Below are 23,973 nucleotides of genomic sequence, written 5' to 3' on the forward strand. Positions count from 1 at the left end.
CCGATAGCGTTATGCTCCTTTATGCCGCCCCGGTGAGAAGAGCACGGGAAGGCTCAGACGCTGAACACTTCGTCGAGCAAACTATGCATCGATGCAAAGGCGCGGTTGGAAATCTTCGCGTCGTACATCATCTTGCCCGGTACATCGGCATGCGGATCGGTGAACGAATGCACCGCACCGCCGTAGCTAAGCAACTGCCAATCGACACCGGCAGCGTTCATCTCGTCCTCGAACGCCGGTAGTTGCTCTTTGGGCACCAACGGGTCGCAAGCGCCGTGCAACACCAGGACCGAGCCTTTGATGTTCTGCGCGTCCGCCGGATTTGGCGTATCCAGGGTGCCATGAAATGATATGGCGGCTCTCAACGGCGCACCGGTACGAGCCAGCTCTAGCGAGCAGCAACCGCCGAAGCAGAAACCGAAGGTCGCCAGCTTCGACGCATCGACCGCCGCCAGGCCCTGCCCCTGCAACGCCTCGAACGCAGCCTGCATGCGCTTGCGCAGCTCGACCCGATCATTCTTCAACGGCATCATCGCCGCTCCCGCTTCGTCACCGTTGCACGGGCGAACCGACTGACCATAGAGGTCGGCGATCAGCACCACATAACCTTTGGCTGCCACGGACTCGGCAATCTTTTGCGCCCCGGCGCCGATGCCCATCCAGTTGGGTGCCATCAACAGCCCCGGGCGCGCACCCGGGTGGCTGGCGTCGAAAGCTAGGCGACCCTCGTAGGACCGGCCATCAATCTGATAGATCACAGAACTCACAGTGATTTGGCTCATTGCATACTCCCTAAGGACACCTGGAAATTAAAAAACCCGCCGAAGCGGGCTTTTTCTACAGTCTGATCAAACCGACAGTTCAACCAGCAACTTGTTCAGTCGACGCACATAGGTCGCCGGGTCCTTCAAGCTGTCACCGGCCGCCAGGGCCGCCTGATCAAGCAGGATATGGGACAGGTCGGCGAAGCGATCTTCATCCGGCTCGGCATCGAGCTTCTCGATCAGTGGGTGGCTCGGGTTGAATTCGAAGATCGGCTTGGAATCCGGCACCTTCTGCCCACTGGCTTCGAGGATCTGGCGCATTTGCAGGCCCAGGTCTTGCTCACCGATGGCCAGAATCGCCGGCGAGTCGGTCAAGCGGTGGGAAACCCGCACTTCGCTGACAGCCTCGCCCAGAGCGGTCTTGAGGCGCTCAACCAGGCCTTCCTTGCTCTTGGCGACTTCCTCGGCAGCCTTTTTGTCCTCTTCCGAGTCCAGATTGCCCAGGTCCAAGTCACCCCGTGCCACGTCGACAAAGCTCTTGCCGTCGAACTCGTTGAGATAGCTCATCAGCCACTCGTCGATACGATCGGTCAACAGCAGCACTTCGATGCCTTTCTTGCGGAAGACTTCCAAATGCGGGCTGTTCTTGACCTGGGCGTAGGTTTCACCGGTCAGGTAGTAGATCTTATCCTGGCCTTCTTTGGCGCGTGCCAGGTATTCGGTCAAGGACACCACCTGCTCGCCCTCTTCGCCCTGGGTGGAGGCGAAGCGCAGCAAGCCGGCGATTTTCTCCTTGTTGGCGAAGTCCTCGGCCGGGCCTTCTTTCATGACCTGGCCGAAGTTCTTCCAAAAGCCCTTGTATTGCTCAGGCTCGTTCTTCGCCAGTTTTTCCAGCATGTCGAGCACGCGCTTGGTCAGCGCCGACTTCATCGAGTCGATGATCGGATCCTTCTGCAGGATTTCCCGCGACACGTTCAGGGACAGGTCATTGGAGTCGACCACACCCTTGATGAAGCGCAGGTACAGCGGCAGGAAGGACTCGGCCTGATCCATGACAAACACGCGCTGGACGTAAAGCTTGAGGCCTTTTGGCGCTTCGCGCTGGTACAGGTCGAACGGCGCACGGGCCGGCACATAGAGCAGCGAGCTGTATTCCAGCTTGCCTTCGACCTTGTTATGGCTCCAGCTCAGCGGGTTCTCGTAGTCATGGGCGGTGTGCTTGTAGAACTCCTGGTATTCCTCGTCCTTCACCTCGGTGCGCGGGCGAGTCCACAGGGCACTGGCGCGGTTGACGGTTTCCCATTCCGGCTCGGACTTCTCCTCACCTTCGGTGGCTGCGACCTCTTTCGGCAATTCGATCGGCAGAGCGATATGATCGGAGTACTTCTTGATGATGTTGCGCAGGCGCCAGCCGTCGGCGAACTCGTCTTCACCAGACTTCAGGTGCAGGACAATGCGGGTGCCGCGATCAGCCTTCTCGACGGTGGCGACTTCGAACTCGCCCTCGCCCTTGGAGGACCAGTGCACACCTTCGCTGGCCGACAGGCCGGCACGGCGACTGAACACTTCCACCTGGTCGGCGACGATAAAGGCTGAGTAGAAACCTACGCCGAACTGGCCGATCAGGTGCGAATCTTTCTTCTGGTCGCCCGAGAGGTTCTTCATGAAATCGGCGGTGCCCGATTTGGCGATGGTGCCCAAGTGGGTAATCACATCGTCGCGGCTCATACCGATACCGTTGTCTTCGAGAGTGACGGTCTTGGCGTCTTTGTCGAAGCTCACACGGATTTTCAGTTCGGCGCCACCTTCCAGCAACTCAGGCTTGGACAGGGCTTCGAAACGTAATTTGTCGACAGCGTCGGAAGCGTTGGAGATCAATTCGCGAAGGAAGATTTCCTTGTTGGAATACAGCGAATGGATCATGAGGTGCAGCAGTTGCTTCACCTCGGTCTGGAAGCCCAGGGTTTCCTTGTGAGTTTCCACACTCATGGTCATCAAACTCCAATTGGATGGCAGTGACCGCTCCCTTTGAGGGTTGGCGGTAGGTTGTGATGAAAGTTGGGGGCTAGAGTGGGGATTTCAAGTGCCCTGGGGTGTTTCTTCGCTCTTGAACTGAGTTCCACGCTGATCGAGCCACGCCTGAGCGCGCCGAAAAAAGGCGTGGTGCGCTCAAAAACGAGGGTTTGGCTCATGAGATGACATATCTCATATCAATACCAGCGGCGAGAGAATCTGCACAATTGGCGAAAGTTCCCAACCTGAAAGAGCTATATATCTTGGCAAATCAAGGAACTTAACCCTCGAAATCGGGTTCAAAAGGCCAGCAATCATTATTTTCACAAAGGAGCAACACCCATGCGTAAAACTTTAGCTATTGCCTTGATGCTGACCGCTTCTCTGGGTCTCGCTGCTTGCGATAAAAAATCAGAGGACAAAGCTCAAGACGCAAACCAACACGCCGAGCAAGCTCAGCAAAAAATGAACGAGGCTCAGGATAAGGTGAACGAGGCCGCCAAGGAAAACACTGAAGCCGCCAAAGCTCAGGCTGAATCGAACAAAGCGGCCGTCGAAGAAGGCGCCGAGCCGGCCACCGGTTCCTGATGGCCCTGGAGGTTCTTGCAAAGACCCTCACGGCAAAAACCTCCCGTAAAATAAAACCCGCCTGGTGCGGGTTTTATTTTTTCTGCCTGGTGCCGGACCGGTAATTAGGCCAGGGCCTCGCCAGGCTTGCCGAGCAGGCGGTCGATCGCTACCGCAATCGCCAGCATCACCACCGAAGGCACCAACCAGGCCAGCCCCTGCTCGCTCAATGGCAGGTGGGATAGCTGCGCAGGCATCCAGTCCGCCAGTCCGGCGCCCTTGAGCGCATCGACCATGCCGAACAACAACGACACCAGCATTACCGGGCCCACGATACGCCCCTGGGAGTGCCAGAACTCCTTGCAAAAGCTCAGGGCCACCAAGGCGATACAGGGCGGATAGATCGCCGTCAGCACCGGAATCGAGAACGCGATCAGCTTGGTCAGCCCCAGGTTCGACACCAACAGCGAAAACACCGCCAGGATGACCACCAGAGTCTTGTACGATAGCGCCAGCACACGGCTGAAGTACTCAGCGCAGGCACAGGTCAGGCCGACCGCCGTCACCAGGCAAGCCAAGGAAATCAGCACTGCCAAGAACCCGCTACCCAAGGAGCCGAAGGTATGTTGCACGTAGCCATGCAACACCACCGCACCGTTGGTGGCCCCGACAGCCACTTCATGACTGCTCGACCCCAGGCGAAACAGGCTGATATACACCAGCGCCAGCCCAACGCCGGCAATCAGCCCGGCGATGATCGCATAGCGAGTGATCAGTTGCGGTGACTCGACTCCGCGCGACCGGATGGCATTGACAATGACGATGCCAAACACCAGAGCACCGAGGGTATCCATGGTCAGGTAACCATTGATGAAGCCCTGGGAAAACGGCGCGACCACGTATTCAGGCAGGGCGGTACCGATATCTCCCGCCGGCAAGGCAAATGCCGCGATGCCCAGCACCGCCAGGGCAATAATCTTCAACGGGGCGAGAAAGCGCCCGACAGTATCCAGCAGGCGCCCTGGGTACAAGGAGATGAAGAACACCAACAGGAAATACACCAGACTGTAGATGAACAGGGCCAACGGGCTGTCGCCGGTCAACGGCGCCAGGCCAACTTCAAAAGACACCGTCGCGGTTCGCGGCGTGGCGAACAGTGGGCCGACTGCCAAATAGCAGACCGCCGCCAGCAAGCCGCCGGCAAGCTTACCGATCGGACTGCTCAAGGCGTCCATCGCGCCGCCGACCTTGGCCAGGGCAACGACGGTAATGACCGGCAGGCCGACCGCGGTAATCAGGAAACCCAATGCCGCCATCCAAACATGGGGGCCGGACTGTAGGCCGACGATAGGTGGAAAGATGATGTTGCCGGCCCCGACAAACAGGGCAAACGTCATAAAACCAAGTGCCAGTATGTCCTGGCCTTTCAACACTTTCATTTAAGGAAATACCACACTGCTGAATCGGAATTTAGAGAGTGACTTCCCATGGGGTGAGGGAAATGCTGTCGACCCGTTTGAGGTTGACCCGTTTAGCGCGTCGATCCCTTTTTTGGGGAACAAACGCAAAAATGGTCGTTAGCCTAACGAATTTGGGCGAGCAACGCACTATTAGAGGGCATATTGTCCGATAAGCGACATCTTTGTGTCGTGTTTTCATAATGAAAAAGAAACCCCGGAAAGCACAAAGGCCACCCGAAGGTGGCCTTTGCCGGTGAAGCGTCAGCTAAGCGCGAGGCTTACTTGACCGTCCAACCGGTCAGCTCGGCCAGGGCCTTGCCGATGTCCGCCAGCGAACGCACGGTTTTCACGCCAGCGTCTTGCAGCGCGGCGAACTTCTCGTCCGCAGTGCCTTTGCCGCCAGAAATGATTGCGCCGGCATGGCCCATGCGCTTGCCCGGAGGAGCAGTCACACCAGCGATGTAGGAAACCACCGGCTTGGTCACGTGGGCCTTGATGTAGGCAGCCGCTTCCTCTTCAGCCGAACCGCCGATCTCGCCGATCATGACGATCGCTTCGGTCTTCGGGTCTTCCTGGAACAGCTTCAGGATGTCGATGAAGTTGGAACCTGGAATCGGGTCACCGCCGATGCCGACGCATGTCGACTGACCGAAACCGGCATCGGTGGTCTGCTTCACGGCTTCGTAGGTCAGGGTGCCGGAACGGGAAACGATGCCGACCTTGCCTGGCAAATGAATGTGACCTGGCATGATGCCGATCTTGCATTCGCCTGGCGTGATCACGCCTGGGCAGTTAGGGCCGATCAGGATCACGCCCAGTTCGTCGCACTTGACCTTGGCGTCCAGCATGTCCAGGGTAGGAATGCCTTCGGTGATGCAGACGATCAGCTTGATGCCGCCGAATGCCGCTTCCAGGATCGAGTCTTTGCAGAACGGAGCTGGAACGTAGATCACGCTGGCGGTGGCGCCAGTGGCTGCCACGGCGTCTTTCACGGTGTTGAACACTGGCAGGCCCAGGTGCTCGGTGCCGCCTTTGCCCGGCGTTACGCCACCGACCATTTGGGTGCCGTATTCGAGGGCTTGCTGGGTGTGGAAACTACCTTGCGAACCGGTAATACCCTGGCAGATAACCTTCGTGTCTTTATCGATCAGGACGCTCATTATTTGCCCTCCGCAGCTTTGACAACTTGTTGAGCAGCGTCGGTCAGGCTGGTAGCGGCGATGATGTTCAAGCCGCTTTCTGCCAATACTTTAGCGCCCAGTTCAGCGTTGTTGCCTTCAAGGCGTACAACCACCGGGATTTTCACGCCGACTTCTTTCACAGCGCCGATGATGCCTTCGGCAATCATGTCGCAACGAACGATACCGCCGAAGATGTTGACCAGTACTGCAGCGACGTTGGTGTCGGACAGGATGATCTTGAACGCCTCGGTGACGCGTTCCTTGGTAGCACCACCGCCTACGTCGAGGAAGTTGGCTGGCTTACCGCCATGCAGGTTGACGATGTCCATGGTACCCATGGCCAGGCCAGCACCGTTGACCATACAGCCGATGTTGCCTTCCAGAGCGACGTAGTTCAGTTCGAACTTGGCAGCGTGCGCTTCGCGCGGATCGTCCTGGGACGGATCGTGGAAAGTTTTCAGCTTAGGCTGACGGTACATCGCGTTGGCGTCGATGTTGATCTTGGCATCGAGGCAATGCAGGTCGCCGTCGGCCTTGATCACCAGTGGGTTGACTTCCAGCAGCGCCAGGTCGTGATCCTTGAACAGCTTGGCCAGGCCTACGAAAATCTTGGCGAATTGGGCAACTTGCTTGCCTTCCAGACCCAACTGGAATGCCAGCTCGCGACCCTGGAATGGCTGAGCACCCACCAGTGGGTCGATGGTTGCCTTGAGAATTTTCTCAGGGGTGTCGTGAGCGATTTTTTCGATGTCCACGCCACCTTCGGTGGAAGCCATGAACACGATGCGGCGGCTCGAACGGTCAACGACAGCGCCCAGGTACAGCTCTTTAGCGATATCAGTGCACGATTCAACCAGGATCTTGGTGACAGGCTGGCCATTGGCGTCAGTCTGATAGGTCACCAGACGCTTGCCCAGCCACTGCTGTGCGAACGCTTTAGCGTCTTCTTTGCTGCGAACCAGCTTGACGCCGCCCGCTTTACCGCGACCACCGGCGTGAACCTGAGCTTTTACCACCCACTCGGAACCACCGATCTTGTCGCAAGCTTCTGCTGCTTCTTCCGGGGTGTCTACCGCGTAACCTTTGGATACTGGCAGGCCGTATTCAGCGAACAGCTGCTTACCCTGATACTCGTGAAGATTCATGCTTTTTACCGTCTTCGTTAGGTACTGCGCGTTCGGTGCTGCACTGATTGCAATGCCGCACCACCTGTGACTGCCGCTTGCGTCGTTATCCGGTCGCCCGACGATACAACGCAAGACTGCGTCCGGCGGAAGTTCCGCGGTGAGTCTTGCGCGCAAGGCTCACGACGGGCAAACCGCCGTGGTTTCTTATTATCCGACGAACAGCGTGAAAACTGCCGCGCTCAAAAATACGACGTTAAAAACAGATTCGAAATACGCATTGACTAATATCAACGGCGCCTTCTCACCTGTTTTTACCTCGTCTTTTGCTCGTTACCTTTTCACGCAATCCTTTAGCGTTTTTTCTTGTTGGCAATGTGGATGGCGCCGCCATTCACCGCCAAGGCTGCTTCGTGCAACACTTCGGACAGGGTCGGATGGGAGAAGACCATCATGCCCAAGTCCTCGGCACTGGTGCCGAATTCCATACCGATTGCGCCTTGCTGTACCAGCTCGGCCGCACTCGGGCCAATCACGTGGACGCCCAGGACGCGGTCGGTCTTGGCATCAGCGATAACCTTGACGAAACCACCGGTATCGTTGGCTGCCATGGCACGACCACTGGCGGCGAACGGGAAGGTGCCGACGTTAACTTCAACGCCTTCAGCTTTCAAGGTCTGTTCGGTTTTACCGACCCACGCGATTTCCGGGTGGGTGTAGATAACCGATGGAATCAGGTCGTAGTTGATCTGGGCCTTGTGGCCCTTGATGCGCTCGACAACCATGATGCCTTCTTCGGAAGCCTTGTGCGCCAGCATCATGCCGCGAACCACGTCGCCGATGGCGTAGACGCCCGGTACGGTGGTTGCGCACTGATCGTCGACATGCACGAAACCACGCTCGTCGAGGGTCACGCCGCAATCGGCGGCCAGCAGATCGGTCGTCACCGGGCGACGGCCAACGGCCACGATCAGCTTGTCAAAGGTAAGGGTCTGTTCGCCGTTGGCGTCGGTGTAAGTCACCACAACCTCTTCGCCATTGACCTGGGAACCGGTCACGCGAGCACCCAGCTTGATGTCCAGGCCCTGCTTGGTGAGGATTTTCAGGGCTTCCTTGGAAACGGCGGTGTCGGCAGCCATCAGGAAGGTGTCCAGGGCTTCCAGGACGGTCACCTGAGCCCCCAGACGGGACCAGACAGAACCCAGCTCCAGGCCGATCACGCCCGCACCGATCACACCCAGACGCTTCGGCACGGCCTGGAATTCCAGGGCACCGGTCGAATCGACAATCACGTTCTGGTCAACCGGAGCTGGCGGGATATCGATCGGACGCGAGCCCGGAGCCAGAATCACGTTCTCGGCTTCAATGATTTGTACAACGCCATCGGGACCGACTACTTCAACTTTCTTGCCGGCCAACAGCTTGCCGTGACCCTGAATGGAAGTCACCCCATTGGCCTTGAACAGGGTAGCAACACCGCCGATCAAGTTCTTGACGATGTTGTCCTTACGACCGATCATCGTCGGAACGCTTACCTTCACGTCCCCCGTGGTGATGCCGTGAACGGCGAAAGCCTCAGTGGCTTCATGATACTTCCAGGAGCTGTCCAGCAGCGACTTGGAAGGAATGCAGCCAACGTTCAGACAAGTACCACCGAGGGCCAGCTTGCCTTCTTTGTCCTGGTACTTCTCGATGCAGGCGGTCTTGAGACCAAGTTGCGCGGCCTTGATGGCAGCGACATAGCCGCCAGGACCCGCGCCGATCACTACCACGTCGAATTTTTGAGTCATGTGTCATTCCTTTATCGAATCAAACCGGACGGTCGCCTTTACGCGACCGTCGTGGGACGAAGCTGGTCATTTACACCGAGGGCAAGGCGCCAGGCGCCCGCCCTGGGTAAAGTCAGATATCCAGCAGCAAACGAGCCGGGTCTTCCAGCAGGTTCTTGATGGTAACCAGGAAGGTCACAGCCTCTTTACCGTCAATCAAACGGTGATCGTAGGACAGAGCCAGGTACATCATCGGACGGATCACAACCTGACCATTGATTGCCATCGGACGCTGGATGATGTTGTGCATCCCCAGAATCGCCGCTTGTGGCGGGTTGACAATCGGGGTCGACATCATCGAACCGAATGTACCACCGTTGGTGATGGTGAACGTACCGCCGGTCATTTCGTCAATGGACAGCTTGCCGTCACGGGCTTTCTTGCCAAAAGTGGCAATACCGCCTTCGATTTCGGCCAGGCTCATTAGTTCGGCGTTACGCAGTACCGGTACCACCAGGCCACGATCGCTGGAAACAGCCACACCGATGTCGGCGTAGCCGTGGTAGACGATGTCGGCACCGTCGATCGAGGCGTTGACCGCCGGGAAGCGCTTCAGCGCCTCGGTGGCTGCCTTCACGAAGAACGACATGAAACCCAGGCGCACGCCATTGTGGGATTTCTCGAACAGATCCTTGTACTTCGAACGCAGGGCCATGACTTCGGTCATGTCGACTTCGTTGAACGTGGTCAGCATCGCCATGTTCGACTGGGCTTCGACCAGACGTTTGGCCACGGTGGCACGTACCCGGGTCATCGGTACACGCTTCTCGGTACGGTCGCCAGCAGCGAATACCGGAGCAGCGGCAGCCGGGGCGGCAGCTTTGGCCGGAGCCGCCGCCGGAGCGGCTTTCTTCGCGGCAACGGCAGCCACCACGTCTTCCTTGGTCACACGACCGCCTTTGCCGGTGCCGGCAACGGAAGCGATGGCGATGCCGTTTTCTTCAGCCAGCTTGCGCGCGGCCGGAGCAGCGACCGGATCATCTTCACCGTCAGCGGCGGCTGGGGCAGCAGATGGAGCGGCGGCAGGCGCAGCAGCCGGAGCAGAAGCGGCATCGCCGTCGACAATGGAGCCCAGTACTTCGTCGGACAGAACGGTGTCACCCTCGTTCTTGACGATAGGACCCACCACGCCGTCGGCAGTGGCCAGGACTTCCAGGACCACCTTGTCGGTTTCGATGTCGACGATCAGTTCGTCACGCTTGACTGCCTCGCCCGGCTTTTTGTGCCAAGTAGCAACGGTGCCATCGGCAACCGATTCCGGGAAAGTGGGGGCTTTGATCTCGATAGCCATTATCTGTGGTTCCTTAAATTCGGTTTCAGGTGCGCGAGGCGTTAAACAGTAAAGGCATCTTGCAGCAGTTTTTCCTGCTGCTCAGCGTGCATCGATGCATAACCACAAGCAGGAGCAGCAGAAGCGTCACGACCGGCGTACTCGAGTATGAGCGACTTGTCGTGGCAGCTAATGATGCGACGCATGTGGTGCTGGCTGCTGTACCAGGCGCCCTGGTTCATCGGTTCTTCCTGACACCAGACGACGTGTTTCAGGTTTTTGTACGGCGCCAGGACTTCGATCAGATCGTCCTCGGGGAATGGGTACAACTGCTCGATACGCACGATGGCGATATCGTCACGCTCTTCGGCACGGCGTTTTTCCAGCAGGTCGTAGTAGACCTTGCCGCCGCACAGAACCAGGCGCTGGACCTTTTTCGGATCCTGGGCGTCGATTTCCGGGATAACGGTCTGGAACGAACCTTCGGCCAGATCTTCCAGGGTAGAGATTGCCAGTTTGTGACGCAGCAGCGACTTCGGCGTCAGCACAATCAGTGGCTTGCGCAACGGACGGATGACCTGACGGCGCAGCAGGTGGTAGATCTGCGCCGGGGTGGTCGGCACGCAGACCTGGACGTTGTGCTCGGCGCACAGTTGCAGGTAGCGTTCCAAACGGGCCGAAGAGTGTTCCGGCCCCTGACCTTCATAACCGTGCGGCAGCAGCATGGTCAGGCCACACAAACGGCCCCACTTGTGCTCGCCACTGGTAATGAACTGGTCGACCACCACCTGGGCACCGTTGGCGAAATCACCGAACTGGGCTTCCCAGATAACCAGGGCGTTCGGTGTGGTGGTCGAGTAGCCGTACTCGAACGCCAGCACCGCTTCCTCCGAAAGGAAGGAGTCATACAAGTCGAAACGTGGTTGACCTTCATACAGATTCTGCAACGGGATGTAGGTGCCCGCGTCTTTCTGGTTGTGCAGCACGGCATGACGGTGTGAGAACGTACCGCGACCGATGTCCTGTCCGGTCATGCGAATCGGGTGACCTTCGAACGCCAGGGTCGCGTATGCCATGGTTTCGGCATAACCCCAGTTGATCGGCAGGCCGCCGGCTTGCATCTTCTGGCGGTCTTCGTAGATTTTCGCGACTTGGCGCTGGACCACGAAGCCTTCTGGGATTTCCAGCAGCTTGGCGGACAACTCCTGCAGGGTCTTGAGATCGAAGCGAGTGTCGTGACGGGCAGTCCATGCGTGCCCCAGGTAAGGACGCCAGTCGACGAACAACTCCTTGTTCGGCTCCTTGACCAAGCTCTTCACCACGTGCAGGCCGTTGTCCAGGGCGTTGCGGTATTCGTCGACTTTCGCCTGAACACGTGCCTCGTCCAGCACCTTGGCTTGGACCAGGCGCTCAGCGTACAGCTCACGGGTGGTACGCTGCTTGGTGATCTGTTGATACATCAGCGGCTGGGTGCCACTTGGCTCGTCAGCCTCGTTGTGGCCACGACGACGGTAGCAGACCAGGTCGATCACTACGTCGCGCTTGTACTGCATGCGGTAGTCGACAGCCAGTTGAGTGACGAACAGCACGGCTTCCGGATCGTCACCATTCACATGGAGGATCGGTGCCTGGATCATCTTCGCGACGTCGGTGGCGTACTCGGTGGAGCGCGAGTCCAGCGGGTTGCTGATGGTGAAACCGACCTGGTTATTGATCACAATGTGGATCGTGCCGCCCGTCTTGAAGCCGCGAGTTTGCGACATCTGGAAGGTTTCCATGACCACGCCTTGACCTGCAAATGCAGCATCGCCGTGGAGGGAAATCGGCAGCACCTTGTCACCGGTCACATCGTTGCGACGATCCTGGCGGGCACGAACCGAACCTTCGACCACCGGGGAAACGATTTCCAGGTGGGACGGGTTGAACGCCATGGCCAGGTGCACTTCGCCACCTGTGGTCATCACGTTGGATGAGAAGCCCTGGTGGTATTTCACGTCACCGGAGCCCAGCTCGACCTTCTTCTTGCCTTCGAACTCGTCGAACAGCTCGCGTGGGTTCTTGCCGAAGGTGTTGACCAACACGTTCAGACGGCCACGGTGGGCCATGCCGATAACAATTTCCTTGGTACCGTAGGAGCCTGAGCGCTGGATCATCTCATCCAGCATCGGAATCAGGCTCTCACCACCTTCCAGACCGAAACGCTTGGTGCCTGGGTATTTAGTACCCAGGTATTTTTCCAGACCTTCAGCGGCGGTGACGCGCTCGAGCAGGTGGCTCTTGACGTCCGGGGAGAAGGTCGGGCGACCGCGCACGCTTTCCAGACGCTGCTGGAACCAGTGGCGTTGCTCGGAGTCGACGATATGGGTGAACTCGGCACCGATGGTGCGGCAATAGGTCTGCTGCAACGCTTCGTGAATTTCGCTTAAGCTCGCCTCTTCTTTGCCGATGAACAGGTCGCCGGCACGGAAGGTTGTATCAAGATCGGCATTGGTCAAGCCGTAATGATTGATCGACAGATCCGCGGGTGCAGGACGCTGCCACAGTCCCAGCGGGTCGAGCTGGGCTGCCTGGTGGCCACGCATCCGGTAGGCCTGAATCAGTCGCAGCACCTCAACCTGCTTCTTCTCGTGCTCGCTGCTCACGCTACCGGCGGAAACCGGTTGGGCGCGGCGCTGGTTCTTTGCCAGCAACACGAAATGCTCGCGGATTGTAGAATGCGATACATCGGTGGCAGCGTTGCCGTCAGCGGGCAACGTCTGAAATTTGGTGCGCCACTCTTCTGGCACAGCGTTAGGGTCGTGCAGGTAGAGCTCATAGAGCTCTTCCACATAGGCAGCGTTACCACCTGAAAGATAGCCGCTATTCCACATGCGCTGCATCACGCTTTCTTGCATGCTTGGTCACCCTCGGTTAGGGGACACCATCGGCGAAAACACCGAGCAAGCTTGCAAAAGTCCGAATGCCGCGACTTGAACAAGTCACTTAGGATCACGCTGATAGTCCGGGTACCAGCCCGGATGCCCCTGCTGGTCTCATTTCTTCAAAATAAGAGCCACAGCTTTATGAGCCGTCGCTCAGGTTAAAACTACGGCGCCGGTTGAAGCCCGCGCCGCAGCTCTCTACAGGTACAGCGGTACTGCATTTACAACAACCGGATTACAGCAATCCAATCACACGCCGCTTTGCAGCAGCATGAGACGGATGTGACCGATGGCCTTAGTCGGGTTCAGGCCTTTCGGACATACGTTGACGCAGTTCATGATCCCACGGCAGCGGAATACGCTGAACGGGTCATCCAGCGAAGCCAGACGCTCGACAGTCTTGGTGTCGCGGCTGTCTGACAGGAAGCGGTAGGCTTGCAGCAGAGCGGCCGGGCCCAGGAATTTGTCTGGGTTCCACCAGAAGGACGGGCAAGACGTCGAGCAGCAAGCGCACAAGATGCACTCGTACAAGCCGTCGAGCTTTTCACGCTCTTCCGGAGACTGCAGACGCTCGATGGCCGGAGCCGGCGTATCGTTCTGCAGGAATGGCTTAACCTTCTCATATTGCTTGTAGAAGATGCTCATATCGACGACCAGGTCACGAATAACCGGCAAACCAGGCAACGGACGAACAACCAGCTTGTTGCCCTTGACCACGGCGGACAGCGGCGTGATGCACGCCAGGCCGTTCTTGCCATTGATATTCATGCCATCGGAACCGCAAACGCCTTCACGGCAGGAGCGACGATAGGAGAATCCCTCGTCCTGCTCCTTGATCAGCGCCAGCACGTCCAGCACCATGAGGTCCTTGCCGCCGGTATCGACCTGGAAAACCTGGGTTTTCGGTGCCGAGTCGGTGTCGGGGTTGTAACGATAAACTTCGACTTGCAACATAGCGGTCACCCTTAATAAGTCCGGACTTTAGGTTCGAAAGTCGGAACGGTCTTCGGCGAGAAGTTCACGGCACGTTTCGCAACGCGTTTCTCACCCGGGAAGTACAGGGTGTGGCACAGCCAGTTTTCGTCGTCGCGGTCTTCGAAGTCTTCACGGGCGTGGGCACCGCGGGACTCTTTACGCACTTCTGCAGCGATGGCTGTGGCTTCGGCCACTTCCAGCAGGTTCTGCAGCTCCAGGGCTTCGATACGTGCGGTGTTGAATGCCTGCGATTTGTCGTTGATCTTGACGTTGGCAATACGCTCGCGCAGGCCAGCCAACTGGGCGATACCCTTCTGCATGTATTCACCGGTGCGGAATACACCGAAGTAGTTCTGCATGCAGCTTTGCAACTCGCGACGCAGGGTAGCCACGTCTTCACCGTCGGTACGCTCGTTGAGCTTGGCCAGGCGGTTCAGGGCAACTTCGACGTCGGTGTCGCTGGCGTCACGGTATTCGATACCGTCGGTCAGGGCCTTTTCCAGGTGCAGGCCGGCCGCACGACCGAATACCACCAGGTCGAGCAGCGAGTTACCGCCCAGGCGGTTGGCGCCGTGAACCGATACGCACGCCACTTCTCCCACCGCGAACAGGCCAGGGATAATGGTGTCGACGCCTTCGGCGTTCTGGGTGATGGCCTGGCCATGAATGTTGGTGGCAACGCCGCCCATCATATAGTGGCAGGTTGGCACAACCGGGACCGGAGCAGTCACCGGGTCAACATGCGCAAACGTCTTGGACAGCTCGCAGATACCTGGCAGGCGGCTGTGCAGCACTTCCTCGCCAAGGTGGTCGAGCTTGAGCATCACGTAGTCGCCATTCGGACCGCAACCGTTGCCGGCGATGATTTCCTTCACCATCGAACGGGCAACCACGTCGCGACCGGCCAGGTCTTTCGCGTTCGGCGCATAACGCTCCATGAAACGCTCGCCGTGCTTGTTGATCAGATAACCACCTTCACCACGGCAACCTTCGGTCACCAACACGCCGGCGCCGGCGATACCGGTCGGATGGAACTGCCACATTTCGATGTCTTGCACCGGTACGCCAGCGCGCAGGGCCATGCCGACGCCGTCGCCGGTGTTGATCAGGGCATTGGTGGTGGACGAGTAGATACGACCGGCACCGCCGGTAGCCAGGACAGTGGCCTTGGCACGGATATAGCTGGTTTCACCGGTTTCGATGCAGATGGCGATCACCCCGACGAACGCACCGTCCTGGTTCTTCACCAGATCAACGGCATAGTACTCGTTCAGGAAGGTGGTGCCGGCTTTCAGGTTACCTTGGTAAAGCGTGTGCAGCAGGGCGTGACCGGTGCGGTCGGACGCCGCGCAGGTACGTGCCGCCTGGCCGCCCTTGCCGAAGTCCTTGGACTGGCCGCCGAATGGGCGCTGGTAGATACGACCGGATTCAGTGCGGGAGAACGGCAAGCCCATATGATCCAGCTCGAACACCGCGGCAGGGCCTTCCTGACACATGTACTCGATAGCGTCCTGGTCGCCGATATAGTCGGACCCCTTGACGGTATCGTACATGTGCCAGCGCCAATCGTCGTTCGGGTCGGCCGAAGCAATGGCGCAGGTGATGCCGCCCTGAGCCGATACAGTGTGTGAACGGGTCGGGAACACCTTGGTGATTACGGCCGTCCTGTGGCCGCCCTGAGCCAACTGCAGTGCGGCACGCATGCCTGCGCCGCCGCCGCCAATGATGATGGCGTCAAAAGAGATCGTTGGAATGTTAGCCATGAATCAGATACCCCAGAGAATCTGCACACCCCAGACGAAGTACGCGAACATCGCAATGCCGCATACCACCTGGAAAAGAAAACGCACTACAGTCGCGGACTTGCCGAACGCCATCGGCGTCAGGTAGTCGGTCGCGATGGTCCACATGCCAACCCAGGCGTGAGCGCCCAGGGCCACCAGCGACAGCAGACTGAAGATGCGCATCCAGCCGTGAGAGAACAGCTCGTGCCATTGGGCATAGCCCAGGCCCGGGTTCGCGATGAGGTATCCGATCAGAAACAGGAAGTAAGCCGCGAGAACGACCGCCGACACGCGCTGTGCCATCCAGTCATAGAGGCCCGAACGCGAGAGGTTCGTGACGTTAGTTACCATATCCAGACTCCTGCCAGAACGATTACCACTACGGAAACAGCGATAACGATTTTCGAGCCCAGCTTGCCGCCTTCAAGCGTATCGCCGATGCCCGTGTCCATGATCAGATGGCGCACGCCGGCAACCAGGTGATACAACAAGGCGGATAGGATGCCCCAAATCACTAGCTTGGCTAGCGGACTGGTCAGACACGCTTTCACCTGACCGAAGCCTTCCTCGGAGCTCAGCGACTTGTCCAATGCATAGAGCATGATGGCCAGACTGACAAAGAGGATGACACCGGAAATACGGTGAAGAATGGACGTGTAAGCAGTGACTGGGAGTTTGATGGTCCTTAGGTCTAGGTTTACAGGTCGTTGGCTTTTCACGGCTTTTTTTCACACTGAAGAGCCCCTAACAATCAGGGCAAAGTTGTTGGGCAAGTGCACTGGTCAGGTACCCACCACCCAGGGAGTGACGACCCCCAATAAAAACAGGCCCAAAAGCCTCTGGCGGTCGGACGCCGAGTATAGACAGTTAGGCTACTAATGACAACGCAAAGGACTACCTCCAGTGGTGCATTGCATTAGTGGGATAAAAGGCGTAAATAGCGGTCAATTTCGAGGAAAAATAGCACTCCAAGCGCTCTGGCACATGACTTTTGGCAAATTGACTTTCGAATTTATCTCACTATAGTGGTGCGGGCCCTGCGTGGGGGGCCTGTCTGATGATTTCAAGCATAAATAGGAGGCCATATGGCTGACAAAAAAGCGCAGTTGATCATCGAGGGCGCAGCCCCCGTCGAGCTGCCCATTTTAACCGGCACCGTGGGTCCTGACGTAATCGACGTGCGAGGCCTGACGGCCACGGGTCGGTTCACCTTCGACCCGGGCTTCATGTCGACTGCGTCCTGCGAGTCGAAAATCACCTATATCGACGGCGATAACGGCATTTTGCTGCATCGCGGCTACCCGATCGAGCAACTGGCCGAGAAATCCGACTACCTGGAAACCTGCTACCTGCTGCTCAACGGCGAACTGCCGACCGCAGAGCAGAAAGCCAAGTTCGTCAGCACCGTGAAGAACCACACCATGGTGCACGAGCAGTTGAAGACCTTCTTCAACGGCTTTCGCCGCGACGCCCATCCGATGGCCGTCATGTGCGGCGTGGTCGGCGCCCTGTCAGCCTTCTACCACGACTCCCTGGATATCAATAACCCCCAGCACCGCGAAATCTCCGCGGTCCGCCTGGTGGCCAAGATGCCGACCCTGGCAGCCATGGTGTACAAGTACTCCATGGGGCAACCCATGATGTACCCGCGCAACGACCTGTCCTACGCGGAAAACTTCCTGCACATGATGTTCAACACCCCGTGCGAGATCAAACCGATCAGCCCGGTGCTCGCCAAGGCCATGGACCGCATCTTCATCCTCCATGCCGACCACGAGCAGAACGCATCGACCTCTACCGTTCGTCTGGCAGGCTCCTCGGGGGCCAACCCGTTCGCCTGCATCGCCGCCGGCATCGCGGCACTGTGGGGCCCCGCCCACGGCGGTGCCAACGAAGCGGTCCTGACCATGCTCGATGAAATTGGCGATGTCTCGAACATCGACAAGTTCATTGCCAAGGCCAAGGACAAGAACGATCCGTTCAAGCTGATGGGCTTCGGCCACCGGGTCTACAAGAACCGCGACCCACGCGCCACCGTGATGAAGCAGACCTGCGACGAAGTACTCAAGGAGCTGGGCATCACCAACGATCCACAGCTGGAACTGGCCATGCGTCTCGAAGAGATTGCCCTGACCGACCCCTACTTCATCGAGCGCTCGCTGTACCCGAACGTCGACTTCTATTCGGGGATCATCCTCAAGGCAATCGGCATTCCAACCAGTATGTTCACCGTGATCTTCGCCCTGGCGCGGACCGTGGGCTGGATCTCCCACTGGAAGGAAATGCTCTCCAGCCCGTACAAGATTGGCCGCCCACGCCAGTTGTACACCGGCTACGAGTCGCGTGACATCAGCCGACTGGAAGACCGCAAGTAAAGTCTGGCGCTGAGACTTTAGCTGCATCGAAAACGGCCTCTTGATAGGGGCCGTTTCTGTTTGTGGCGCTCTTTCTAGCCCTGCCGAGCCTGCTCTGCCATCTTCGCGGACACCATGACGGCAAAAAAATGCCCCGATCTCATATCAGGGCATTTCGTTTCGGCATCGCCTATATAGACGCCTGTACCCCTTAGTGAGAAACCGCCCCGCTCGCCCCCAGGCCGGTCTGCGAACGCACGAACTGCGGGAGGAACAACGCCCGCTCGTTCTCGGCCGCCGCCGACTTATCGGTGATGGAGAAGAACCAGATCCCGATGAACGCAATGACCATCGAGAACAGTGCCGGATACTCGTAAGGGAAAATCGCCTTTTCATGATGCATGATCTGCACCCAGATGGTCGGGCCGAGGATCATCAGCCCCACTGCGCTGAGCAGCCCCATCCAGCCGCCGATCATCGCGCCACGGGTGGTCAGCTTCTTCCAGTACATGGAGAGCAACAGCACCGGGAAGTTGCAACTGGCGGCAATGGAAAACGCCAGGCCGACCATGAACGCGATGTTCTGGCTTTCGAACAAGATACCCAGGCCGATCGCCAGCACGCCGAGAGCGACGGTGGTAATCTTCGAGACACGGATCTCATCTTTCTCGTTGACCTTGCCCTTCTTGATCACACTGGCATACAGATCATGGGACACCGCCGACGCACCGGCCAAGGTCAGGCCCGCTACTACCGCGAGGATGGTCGCAAACGCCACCGCCGAAATGAAGCCGAGGAACACGCTACCGCCCACTGCGTCGGCCAGGTGCACCGCGGCCATGTTGTTACCGCCGAGCAAGGCTCCTGCGGCATCCTTGAACGCCGGGTTGGTGCTGACCAACAGGATCGCGCCAAAACCGATGATAAAGGTCAGGATATAGAAGTAGCCGATGAAACCAGTGGCATACAGCACGCTCTTGCGCGCTTCCTTGGCGTCGCTCACGGTGAAGAAGCGCATCAGGATATGTGGCAGGCCGGCGGTACCGAACATCAGTGCCAGGCCGAGGGAAAACGCTGAGATCGGATCTTTCACCAGCCCGCCCGGACTCATGATCGCTTCACCCTTGGGGTGAACCTTGATCGCTTCGGCGAACAGCGTGTTGAAGTCGAAGTTGACGTGCTTCATCACCATCAGCGCCATGAACGAGGCGCCCGACAACAGCAGTACCGCCTTGATAATCTGTACCCAGGTGGTTGCCAGCATGCCGCCGAACAACACATAGAGACACATCAGGATACCCACCAGGATCACCGCGACATGGTAGTCGAGGCCGAACAGTAGCTGGATCAGCTTGCCGGCACCGACCATCTGGGCAATCAGGTAGAACGCCACCACCACCAGCGAACCGCAGGCCGACAGCGAGCGGATCTGGGTTTGTCCGAGGCGGTAGGATGCCACGTCGGCAAAGGTGTACTTGCCCAGGTTGCGCAGGCGCTCGGCGATCAGGAACAGGATGATCGGCCAGCCCACCAGGAAACCGATGGAGTAGATCAGGCCATCGTAGCCCGAAGCGAACACCAGCGCGGAAATCCCCAGGAAGGACGCCGCCGACATGTAGTCGCCGGCAATTGCCAGGCCGTTCTGAAAGCCGGTGATCTTGCCGCCCGCCGCGTAATAGTCAGCGGCCGATTTGTTGCGCTTGGAAGCCCAATAAGTGATGCACAGGGTAGCGCCGACAAACGCGATGAACATCACGATTGCTGAGACGTTAAGGGGTTGTTTGTGCACTTCGCCCGTCAACGCATCGGCGGCCCACAAGGTGGAGGCGAAGGCCATGAGGCCCAAGGCTGCTAGAAGATGCCGGATCATTGCTGAGCCTCCTTGAGAATCGCATTGTTAAGGTCGTCGAATTCACCATTGGCGCGACGCACGTAGATTGCAGTGAGAATAAAAGCCGAGACAATCAGCCCGACGCCAATCGGTATTCCCCAGGTAACCGAAGACGTCGGACTGAGCTTGGCACCCAGCACTTGCGGCCCGTATGCAATCAAAAGAATGAAGCCCGAATACAACCCAAGCATGATCGCCGAAAGAATCCAGGCGAATCGTTCCCTTTTCCTGACCAGCTCCTTGAAGCGCGGGCTGTTCTGAATCGAGAGGTAAATGCTGTCGTTCATTGTTTTTATCCTCGCAGCACAGATGAGATGAAACATTTTTTACTTTAGGCGGCTGGGGAAGCGAAACCAGACGACCTTAGTATTAGAACGACACTAGTCCAGATTCGGAACAGCGGTGGGCAATGAGGCAAATCTTCAACAGACGGCAACACGAAGGCCACCGGGCAGAACGGCCAGGCCGCCTTCGCCTGAGGCCTTCGAAGTATTACTGGGTCCACTCGGCGACGCGATCGGGATGCTTGCCTACCCATTCCTTGGCCGCCGCTTCAGGCTTGGCACCGTCCTGGATCGCTAGCATGACTTCGCCGATTTCGTCTTTCGAAGCCCACTGGAATTTCTTCAGGAAAGCCGCCACTTCCGGCGCTTTCTTATTCAGGCCCTTACTGCCGATGCTGTTCACGGTTTCAGCCGCGCCATACACGCTCTTCGGATCGTCGAGGAAACGCAGTTTCCACTTGGCGAACATCCAGTGCGGTACCCAGCCAGTCACGGCGATGGATTCGTTCTTCTCGTGCGCACGGGTCAGTTCCGCAATCATCGCCGCCCCCGAGCTGGCTTGCAGCTTGTAGGTATCGAGACCGTAGTCCTTGATGGCCTGTTCGGTCTTGAGCATCACGCCCGAGCCGGCATCGATACCCACGATCTTGTTCTTGAAGGTCGCGTCGTCCTTGAGGTCGGCGATGGATTTGGCCTTGACGTACTCCGGCACGATCAGCCCGATCTTGGCATCCTTGAAGTTGGGGCCGTAGTCGACCACTTTGTCCTTGTTCTTGGCCCAGTACTCGCCATGGGTCACTGGCAGCCAGGCCGAAAGCATGGCATCGAGCTTGCCGGTGGCAACGCCCTGCCACATGATCCCGGTGGCCACGGCCTGCAACTTCACGTCGTAACCCAACTTCTGTTTGATCACTTCAGCAGCCACATGGGTGGTGGCAACACTATCGGACCAGCCATCGACATAACCAATGGTCACCGTCTTTGCATCGGCACCGGCCAAGCTGGAACTGACCGCAAACACCAGAGCGGCACCTACGCCTAAGAGTCGTCGTATCTTCATCGTTACTTCCCCGAAAGTGCTGCGCCCGACGGCTGTCGAGCAACATCAACATGATAGTTAGGGTGCACGGCGCCCCCTTCACGCCCCAGGGTCAAAACCCGTTCGATCATCAGCGGAGTACTGACGCCCTGATCATCAACCCGGCCCGCCAATCGACCTGCTCTGGCAGCGACCTCAAGGCAGCGAGAAACGACATCAGAACGCCAGCAATCAGGGCTTCGAGACAGCGGCTCGTTTATTGCGCCCGAACTTTGCATGACAAAATACTGCGCAGGCCCAAGACCAGGATGATTCCGGGTAATATGCGCGGCTTTGTTCCCAGACGGCCTGACCATGCCCGCCACCACCCGCTTCCCGCTCCTGCCCTATCTGTTCGCCTGCCTGCTGGGCATCTTTGCCCTTTGTGGTTTTTGGTATGGTCTCGGCCAGCCGGTAATCCTGCCGGACGCCGCGACGCCGACACACAAGCTTCAATGCGCGTCCTACACGCCGTTCGACAAGGACCAGTCGCCCCTCGACCAACCCTTCAAGCCTCGCCCGGAACGCATGGATGCCGACCTGACCCTGTTGGCCAGCCGCTTCGAGTGCATTCGCACCTACTCCATGACCGGTCTTGAAGCCTTGCCTGAGCTGGCGCGCAAGCACGGCCTGAAGCTGATGATCGGTGCCTGGGTCAACAGCAATCCGGTGGACACGGAAAAGGAAGTCGATGCCCTGATCGCCTCGGCCAATGCCAACGCCGACGTGGTCACGGCAGTGATCGTCGGCAACGAAACCCTATTACGCAAGGAAGTGACGGCGCCGCAACTGGTCAGGTTGATCCACAAGGTCAAGGAGCATGTGAAACAGCCAGTGACCTACGCCGATGTCTGGGAGTTCTGGCTCAGCCATCCGCAAATCGCGCCGGCGGTGGACTTCCTGACCATCCACCTGCTCCCCTACTGGGAAGATGACCCAGCCGGAATCGACGCAGCCATCGACCATGTGGCGCAGATCCGCCAGACCTTCGGTAAGCGCTTTGCTCCCAAGGATATCCTGATCGGCGAAACCGGTTGGCCGAGCGAAGGTCGTCAGCGGGAAACCGCGCTGCCAAGCCGGGTCAACGAAGCCCGCTTCATTCGCGGTTTTGTCACCCTGGCCGAGCAGAACGGCTGGCACTACAACCTGATCGAAGCCTTCGACCAACCTTGGAAGCGAGGCAGCGAAGGTGCGGTCGGCGGCTACTGGGGGCTATTCGACGCCGACCGCCAGGACAAAGGCATCCTCGCCGGGCCGGTGTCAAACCTGCCGTACTGGCCACAATGGCTGGCAGTTGGCGGACTGGTTTTCCTCGGCACCCTGCTGGTCGGCGGGCGCGTACACGCTACTCGAACCGCCCTGGCTCTGCCGTTGCTCGGTGCACTGGCCGCTTGTTCCATCGGCGCCTGGGGAGAGCTGGCACGGGTGACCAGCCGCTTTGCCGGCGAATGGATTTGGGCAGCCTTGTTGCTGGTCCTGAACCTGCTGGTGTTGATCTATGCCGCATTGACCCTGGGCAGCCGGGCGGGATGGCGCGCGGCTGCCTTCAACCGGCTGGAACAACGGGCCGGCTGGCTGCTGGCGGGTGCCGGATTCGCTGGTGCAGTGATGATGCTGGAATTGGTACTGGACCCGCGCTACCGCAGTTTCCCGAGTGCGGCGCTGCTGTTGCCGGCGCTGGTCTTTCTGTTTCGTCCGGTCCGGGCACCGCGTGGAGAAGTCGCCCTGCTGGCCTTTATCATCGGTGCCGGGATCGCCCCGCAGTTGTATCGCGAAGGCCTGGAAAACCCACAGGCCTGGGGCTGGGCGGCGGTCAGCGTGCTGATGGTTGCCGCGCTATGGCGTAGCCTGGTGACGAGCCGGCTTGCCCGCGCTGGGGGCGAAACCCCCTAAAACCGCAAAAATCGGGAATCAGGCAGAGCGTGGCGGTGCGGCGTACCGACAATCCCGCTCGCCACAACCCCATGCCGAACCAGGGAGACAGCCTCAGGACCTCACCAACCGCAACCCGCCTAGCACCACCGCAAACACCGCCAGGCTGGTGTTGTACAACGCCAACGCCGGAAAGCCGATCAGCAACGTCAGCACCGCCAGTACCCGACCGGCCCGGCCCGGCACCAGGAACCCCAGCACCGCCGCGCCCAAAGCGGCCCAGCCCAATACCTGGAAATGAATCAACCAACCCAAATTCGACCGCGCCTGACACTCCCAGCGCAGCGCCTCGTCGACGCAAATGCCGACCCACTGCCCATCCTCCATCAACCCGTAGCGCACGCCGTAACTGGCGATCAGCCACAGGGGCAGGACGATAAGCAGCAGGATCAGCGGCAAACGGTGGGACATGAACAACTCCGATAGGCGAAAACGGCGCCCAGCATAGTCGCCAGGACGGCGTATGCAAGCGTTAACCACTCGCGGCGGGCCCGCAAAATGAGGCAAAGTGTATCGTCTGTAAGCTATGGTCTGATGAACGCGCTC

General features: G+C 58.6%; 19 protein-coding genes. 3 read left to right on the forward strand and 16 right to left on the reverse strand.

Going from position 1 to position 23,973, the window contains the following annotated elements:
- Window positions 1–53: 53 nt before the first annotated feature.
- Together AWM79_RS17840 and htpG are read right to left on the reverse strand one after the other, a co-directional pair.
- Window positions 54–782, reverse strand: a complete 729-nt coding sequence (locus tag AWM79_RS17840) for a dienelactone hydrolase family protein (RefSeq protein WP_017132979.1) — start codon at window positions 780–782, stop codon at window positions 54–56.
- A gap of 66 nt (window positions 783–848) precedes the next feature.
- Window positions 849–2,753 (reverse strand): molecular chaperone HtpG, encoded by a 1,905-nt coding sequence (gene htpG / locus AWM79_RS17845; protein ID WP_060784010.1) that lies wholly within the window; start codon window positions 2,751–2,753, stop codon window positions 849–851.
- Window positions 2,754–3,119: 366 nt separating this feature from the next.
- On the opposite strand from htpG, the gene AWM79_RS17850 reads away from it, so the two are divergent.
- Window positions 3,120–3,365: a hypothetical protein gene (locus AWM79_RS17850; RefSeq protein ID WP_060783432.1), complete on the forward strand. Its 246-nt coding sequence runs from the start codon at window positions 3,120–3,122 to the stop codon at window positions 3,363–3,365.
- A gap of 104 nt (window positions 3,366–3,469) precedes the next feature.
- Here AWM79_RS17850 and brnQ read toward each other — a convergent pair whose 3' ends face one another.
- From brnQ to sdhC, 10 genes are all read right to left on the reverse strand, one after another.
- Window positions 3,470–4,783 (reverse strand): branched-chain amino acid transport system II carrier protein, encoded by a 1,314-nt coding sequence (brnQ, locus tag AWM79_RS17855; RefSeq protein WP_060783433.1) that lies wholly within the window; start codon window positions 4,781–4,783, stop codon window positions 3,470–3,472.
- Window positions 4,784–5,082: 299 nt separating this feature from the next.
- The gene (gene sucD, locus AWM79_RS17860) at window positions 5,083–5,964 is read right to left on the reverse strand and encodes a succinate--CoA ligase subunit alpha (RefSeq protein ID WP_017132983.1); all 882 of its coding nucleotides are present in this window, start codon (window positions 5,962–5,964) and stop codon (window positions 5,083–5,085) included.
- Window positions 5,964–7,130 carry an ADP-forming succinate--CoA ligase subunit beta gene (sucC, locus tag AWM79_RS17865; protein WP_017127972.1) on the reverse strand — a complete coding sequence of 389 codons (1,167 nt, stop codon included), beginning with the start codon at window positions 7,128–7,130 and terminating at the stop codon, window positions 5,964–5,966. The genes sucD and sucC overlap by 1 nt, the downstream gene beginning before the upstream one ends.
- A 332-nt stretch (window positions 7,131–7,462) precedes the next feature.
- The gene (gene lpdA / locus AWM79_RS17870; protein WP_017132984.1) at window positions 7,463–8,899 is read right to left on the reverse strand and encodes a dihydrolipoyl dehydrogenase; all 1,437 of its coding nucleotides are present in this window, start codon (window positions 8,897–8,899) and stop codon (window positions 7,463–7,465) included.
- 112 nt (window positions 8,900–9,011) lie between these two features.
- The gene (gene odhB, locus AWM79_RS17875; protein ID WP_060783434.1) at window positions 9,012–10,229 is read right to left on the reverse strand and encodes a 2-oxoglutarate dehydrogenase complex dihydrolipoyllysine-residue succinyltransferase; all 1,218 of its coding nucleotides are present in this window, start codon (window positions 10,227–10,229) and stop codon (window positions 9,012–9,014) included.
- A gap of 41 nt (window positions 10,230–10,270) precedes the next feature.
- Window positions 10,271–13,102 carry a 2-oxoglutarate dehydrogenase E1 component gene (locus AWM79_RS17880; protein ID WP_060783435.1) on the reverse strand — a complete coding sequence of 944 codons (2,832 nt, stop codon included), beginning with the start codon at window positions 13,100–13,102 and terminating at the stop codon, window positions 10,271–10,273.
- A gap of 276 nt (window positions 13,103–13,378) precedes the next feature.
- Window positions 13,379–14,083, reverse strand: a complete 705-nt coding sequence (locus AWM79_RS17885) for a succinate dehydrogenase iron-sulfur subunit (protein ID WP_017132987.1) — start codon at window positions 14,081–14,083, stop codon at window positions 13,379–13,381.
- An 11-nt stretch (window positions 14,084–14,094) separates the two neighbouring features.
- Entirely contained in the window at window positions 14,095–15,867 is a 1,773-nt protein-coding gene (sdhA, locus tag AWM79_RS17890) for a succinate dehydrogenase flavoprotein subunit (protein ID WP_017132988.1), read from the reverse strand.
- Window positions 15,868–15,870: 3 nt separating this feature from the next.
- Window positions 15,871–16,239 carry a succinate dehydrogenase, hydrophobic membrane anchor protein gene (gene sdhD, locus AWM79_RS17895; RefSeq protein ID WP_060783436.1) on the reverse strand — a complete coding sequence of 123 codons (369 nt, stop codon included), beginning with the start codon at window positions 16,237–16,239 and terminating at the stop codon, window positions 15,871–15,873.
- Window positions 16,233–16,607, reverse strand: a complete 375-nt coding sequence (gene sdhC / locus AWM79_RS17900; RefSeq protein ID WP_060783437.1) for a succinate dehydrogenase, cytochrome b556 subunit — start codon at window positions 16,605–16,607, stop codon at window positions 16,233–16,235. Before sdhC ends, sdhD begins: the two co-directional genes overlap by 7 nt.
- Before the next feature lie 366 nt (window positions 16,608–16,973).
- Here sdhC and gltA point away from each other — a divergent pair, with 366 nt between their 5' ends.
- Window positions 16,974–18,263: a citrate synthase gene (gltA, locus tag AWM79_RS17905; protein ID WP_060783438.1), complete on the forward strand. Its 1,290-nt coding sequence runs from the start codon at window positions 16,974–16,976 to the stop codon at window positions 18,261–18,263.
- A gap of 190 nt (window positions 18,264–18,453) precedes the next feature.
- Here the strand turns inward: gltA and AWM79_RS17910 are convergent, their stop codons facing one another.
- The 3 genes from AWM79_RS17910 to AWM79_RS17920 form a co-directional block, all read right to left on the reverse strand.
- Window positions 18,454–20,112: a cation acetate symporter gene (locus AWM79_RS17910; RefSeq protein WP_017132992.1), complete on the reverse strand. Its 1,659-nt coding sequence runs from the start codon at window positions 20,110–20,112 to the stop codon at window positions 18,454–18,456.
- Window positions 20,109–20,420 (reverse strand): DUF485 domain-containing protein, encoded by a 312-nt coding sequence (locus AWM79_RS17915; protein WP_017127829.1) that lies wholly within the window; start codon window positions 20,418–20,420, stop codon window positions 20,109–20,111. Before AWM79_RS17915 ends, AWM79_RS17910 begins: the two co-directional genes overlap by 4 nt.
- Window positions 20,421–20,625: 205 nt before the next feature.
- Window positions 20,626–21,477, reverse strand: a complete 852-nt coding sequence (locus AWM79_RS17920; protein WP_026013284.1) for a glycine betaine ABC transporter substrate-binding protein — start codon at window positions 21,475–21,477, stop codon at window positions 20,626–20,628.
- A gap of 333 nt (window positions 21,478–21,810) precedes the next feature.
- Between AWM79_RS17920 and AWM79_RS17925 the strand changes: the two genes are divergently transcribed.
- A complete protein-coding gene (locus AWM79_RS17925) occupies window positions 21,811–23,388 on the forward strand; it encodes a glycoside hydrolase family 17 protein (RefSeq protein ID WP_060784011.1) in 1,578 nt (525 codons plus the stop codon).
- Between the two features lie 93 nt (window positions 23,389–23,481).
- Here AWM79_RS17925 and AWM79_RS17930 read toward each other — a convergent pair whose 3' ends face one another.
- Entirely contained in the window at window positions 23,482–23,838 is a 357-nt protein-coding gene (locus AWM79_RS17930) for a hypothetical protein (protein ID WP_017132995.1), read from the reverse strand.
- Between the last annotated feature and the right edge of the window lie 135 nt (window positions 23,839–23,973).

Origin of the sequence: Pseudomonas agarici, assembly GCF_001543125.1 — a bacterium.
GTDB classification, from domain to species: Bacteria; Pseudomonadota; Gammaproteobacteria; order Pseudomonadales; family Pseudomonadaceae; genus Aquipseudomonas; species Aquipseudomonas agarici.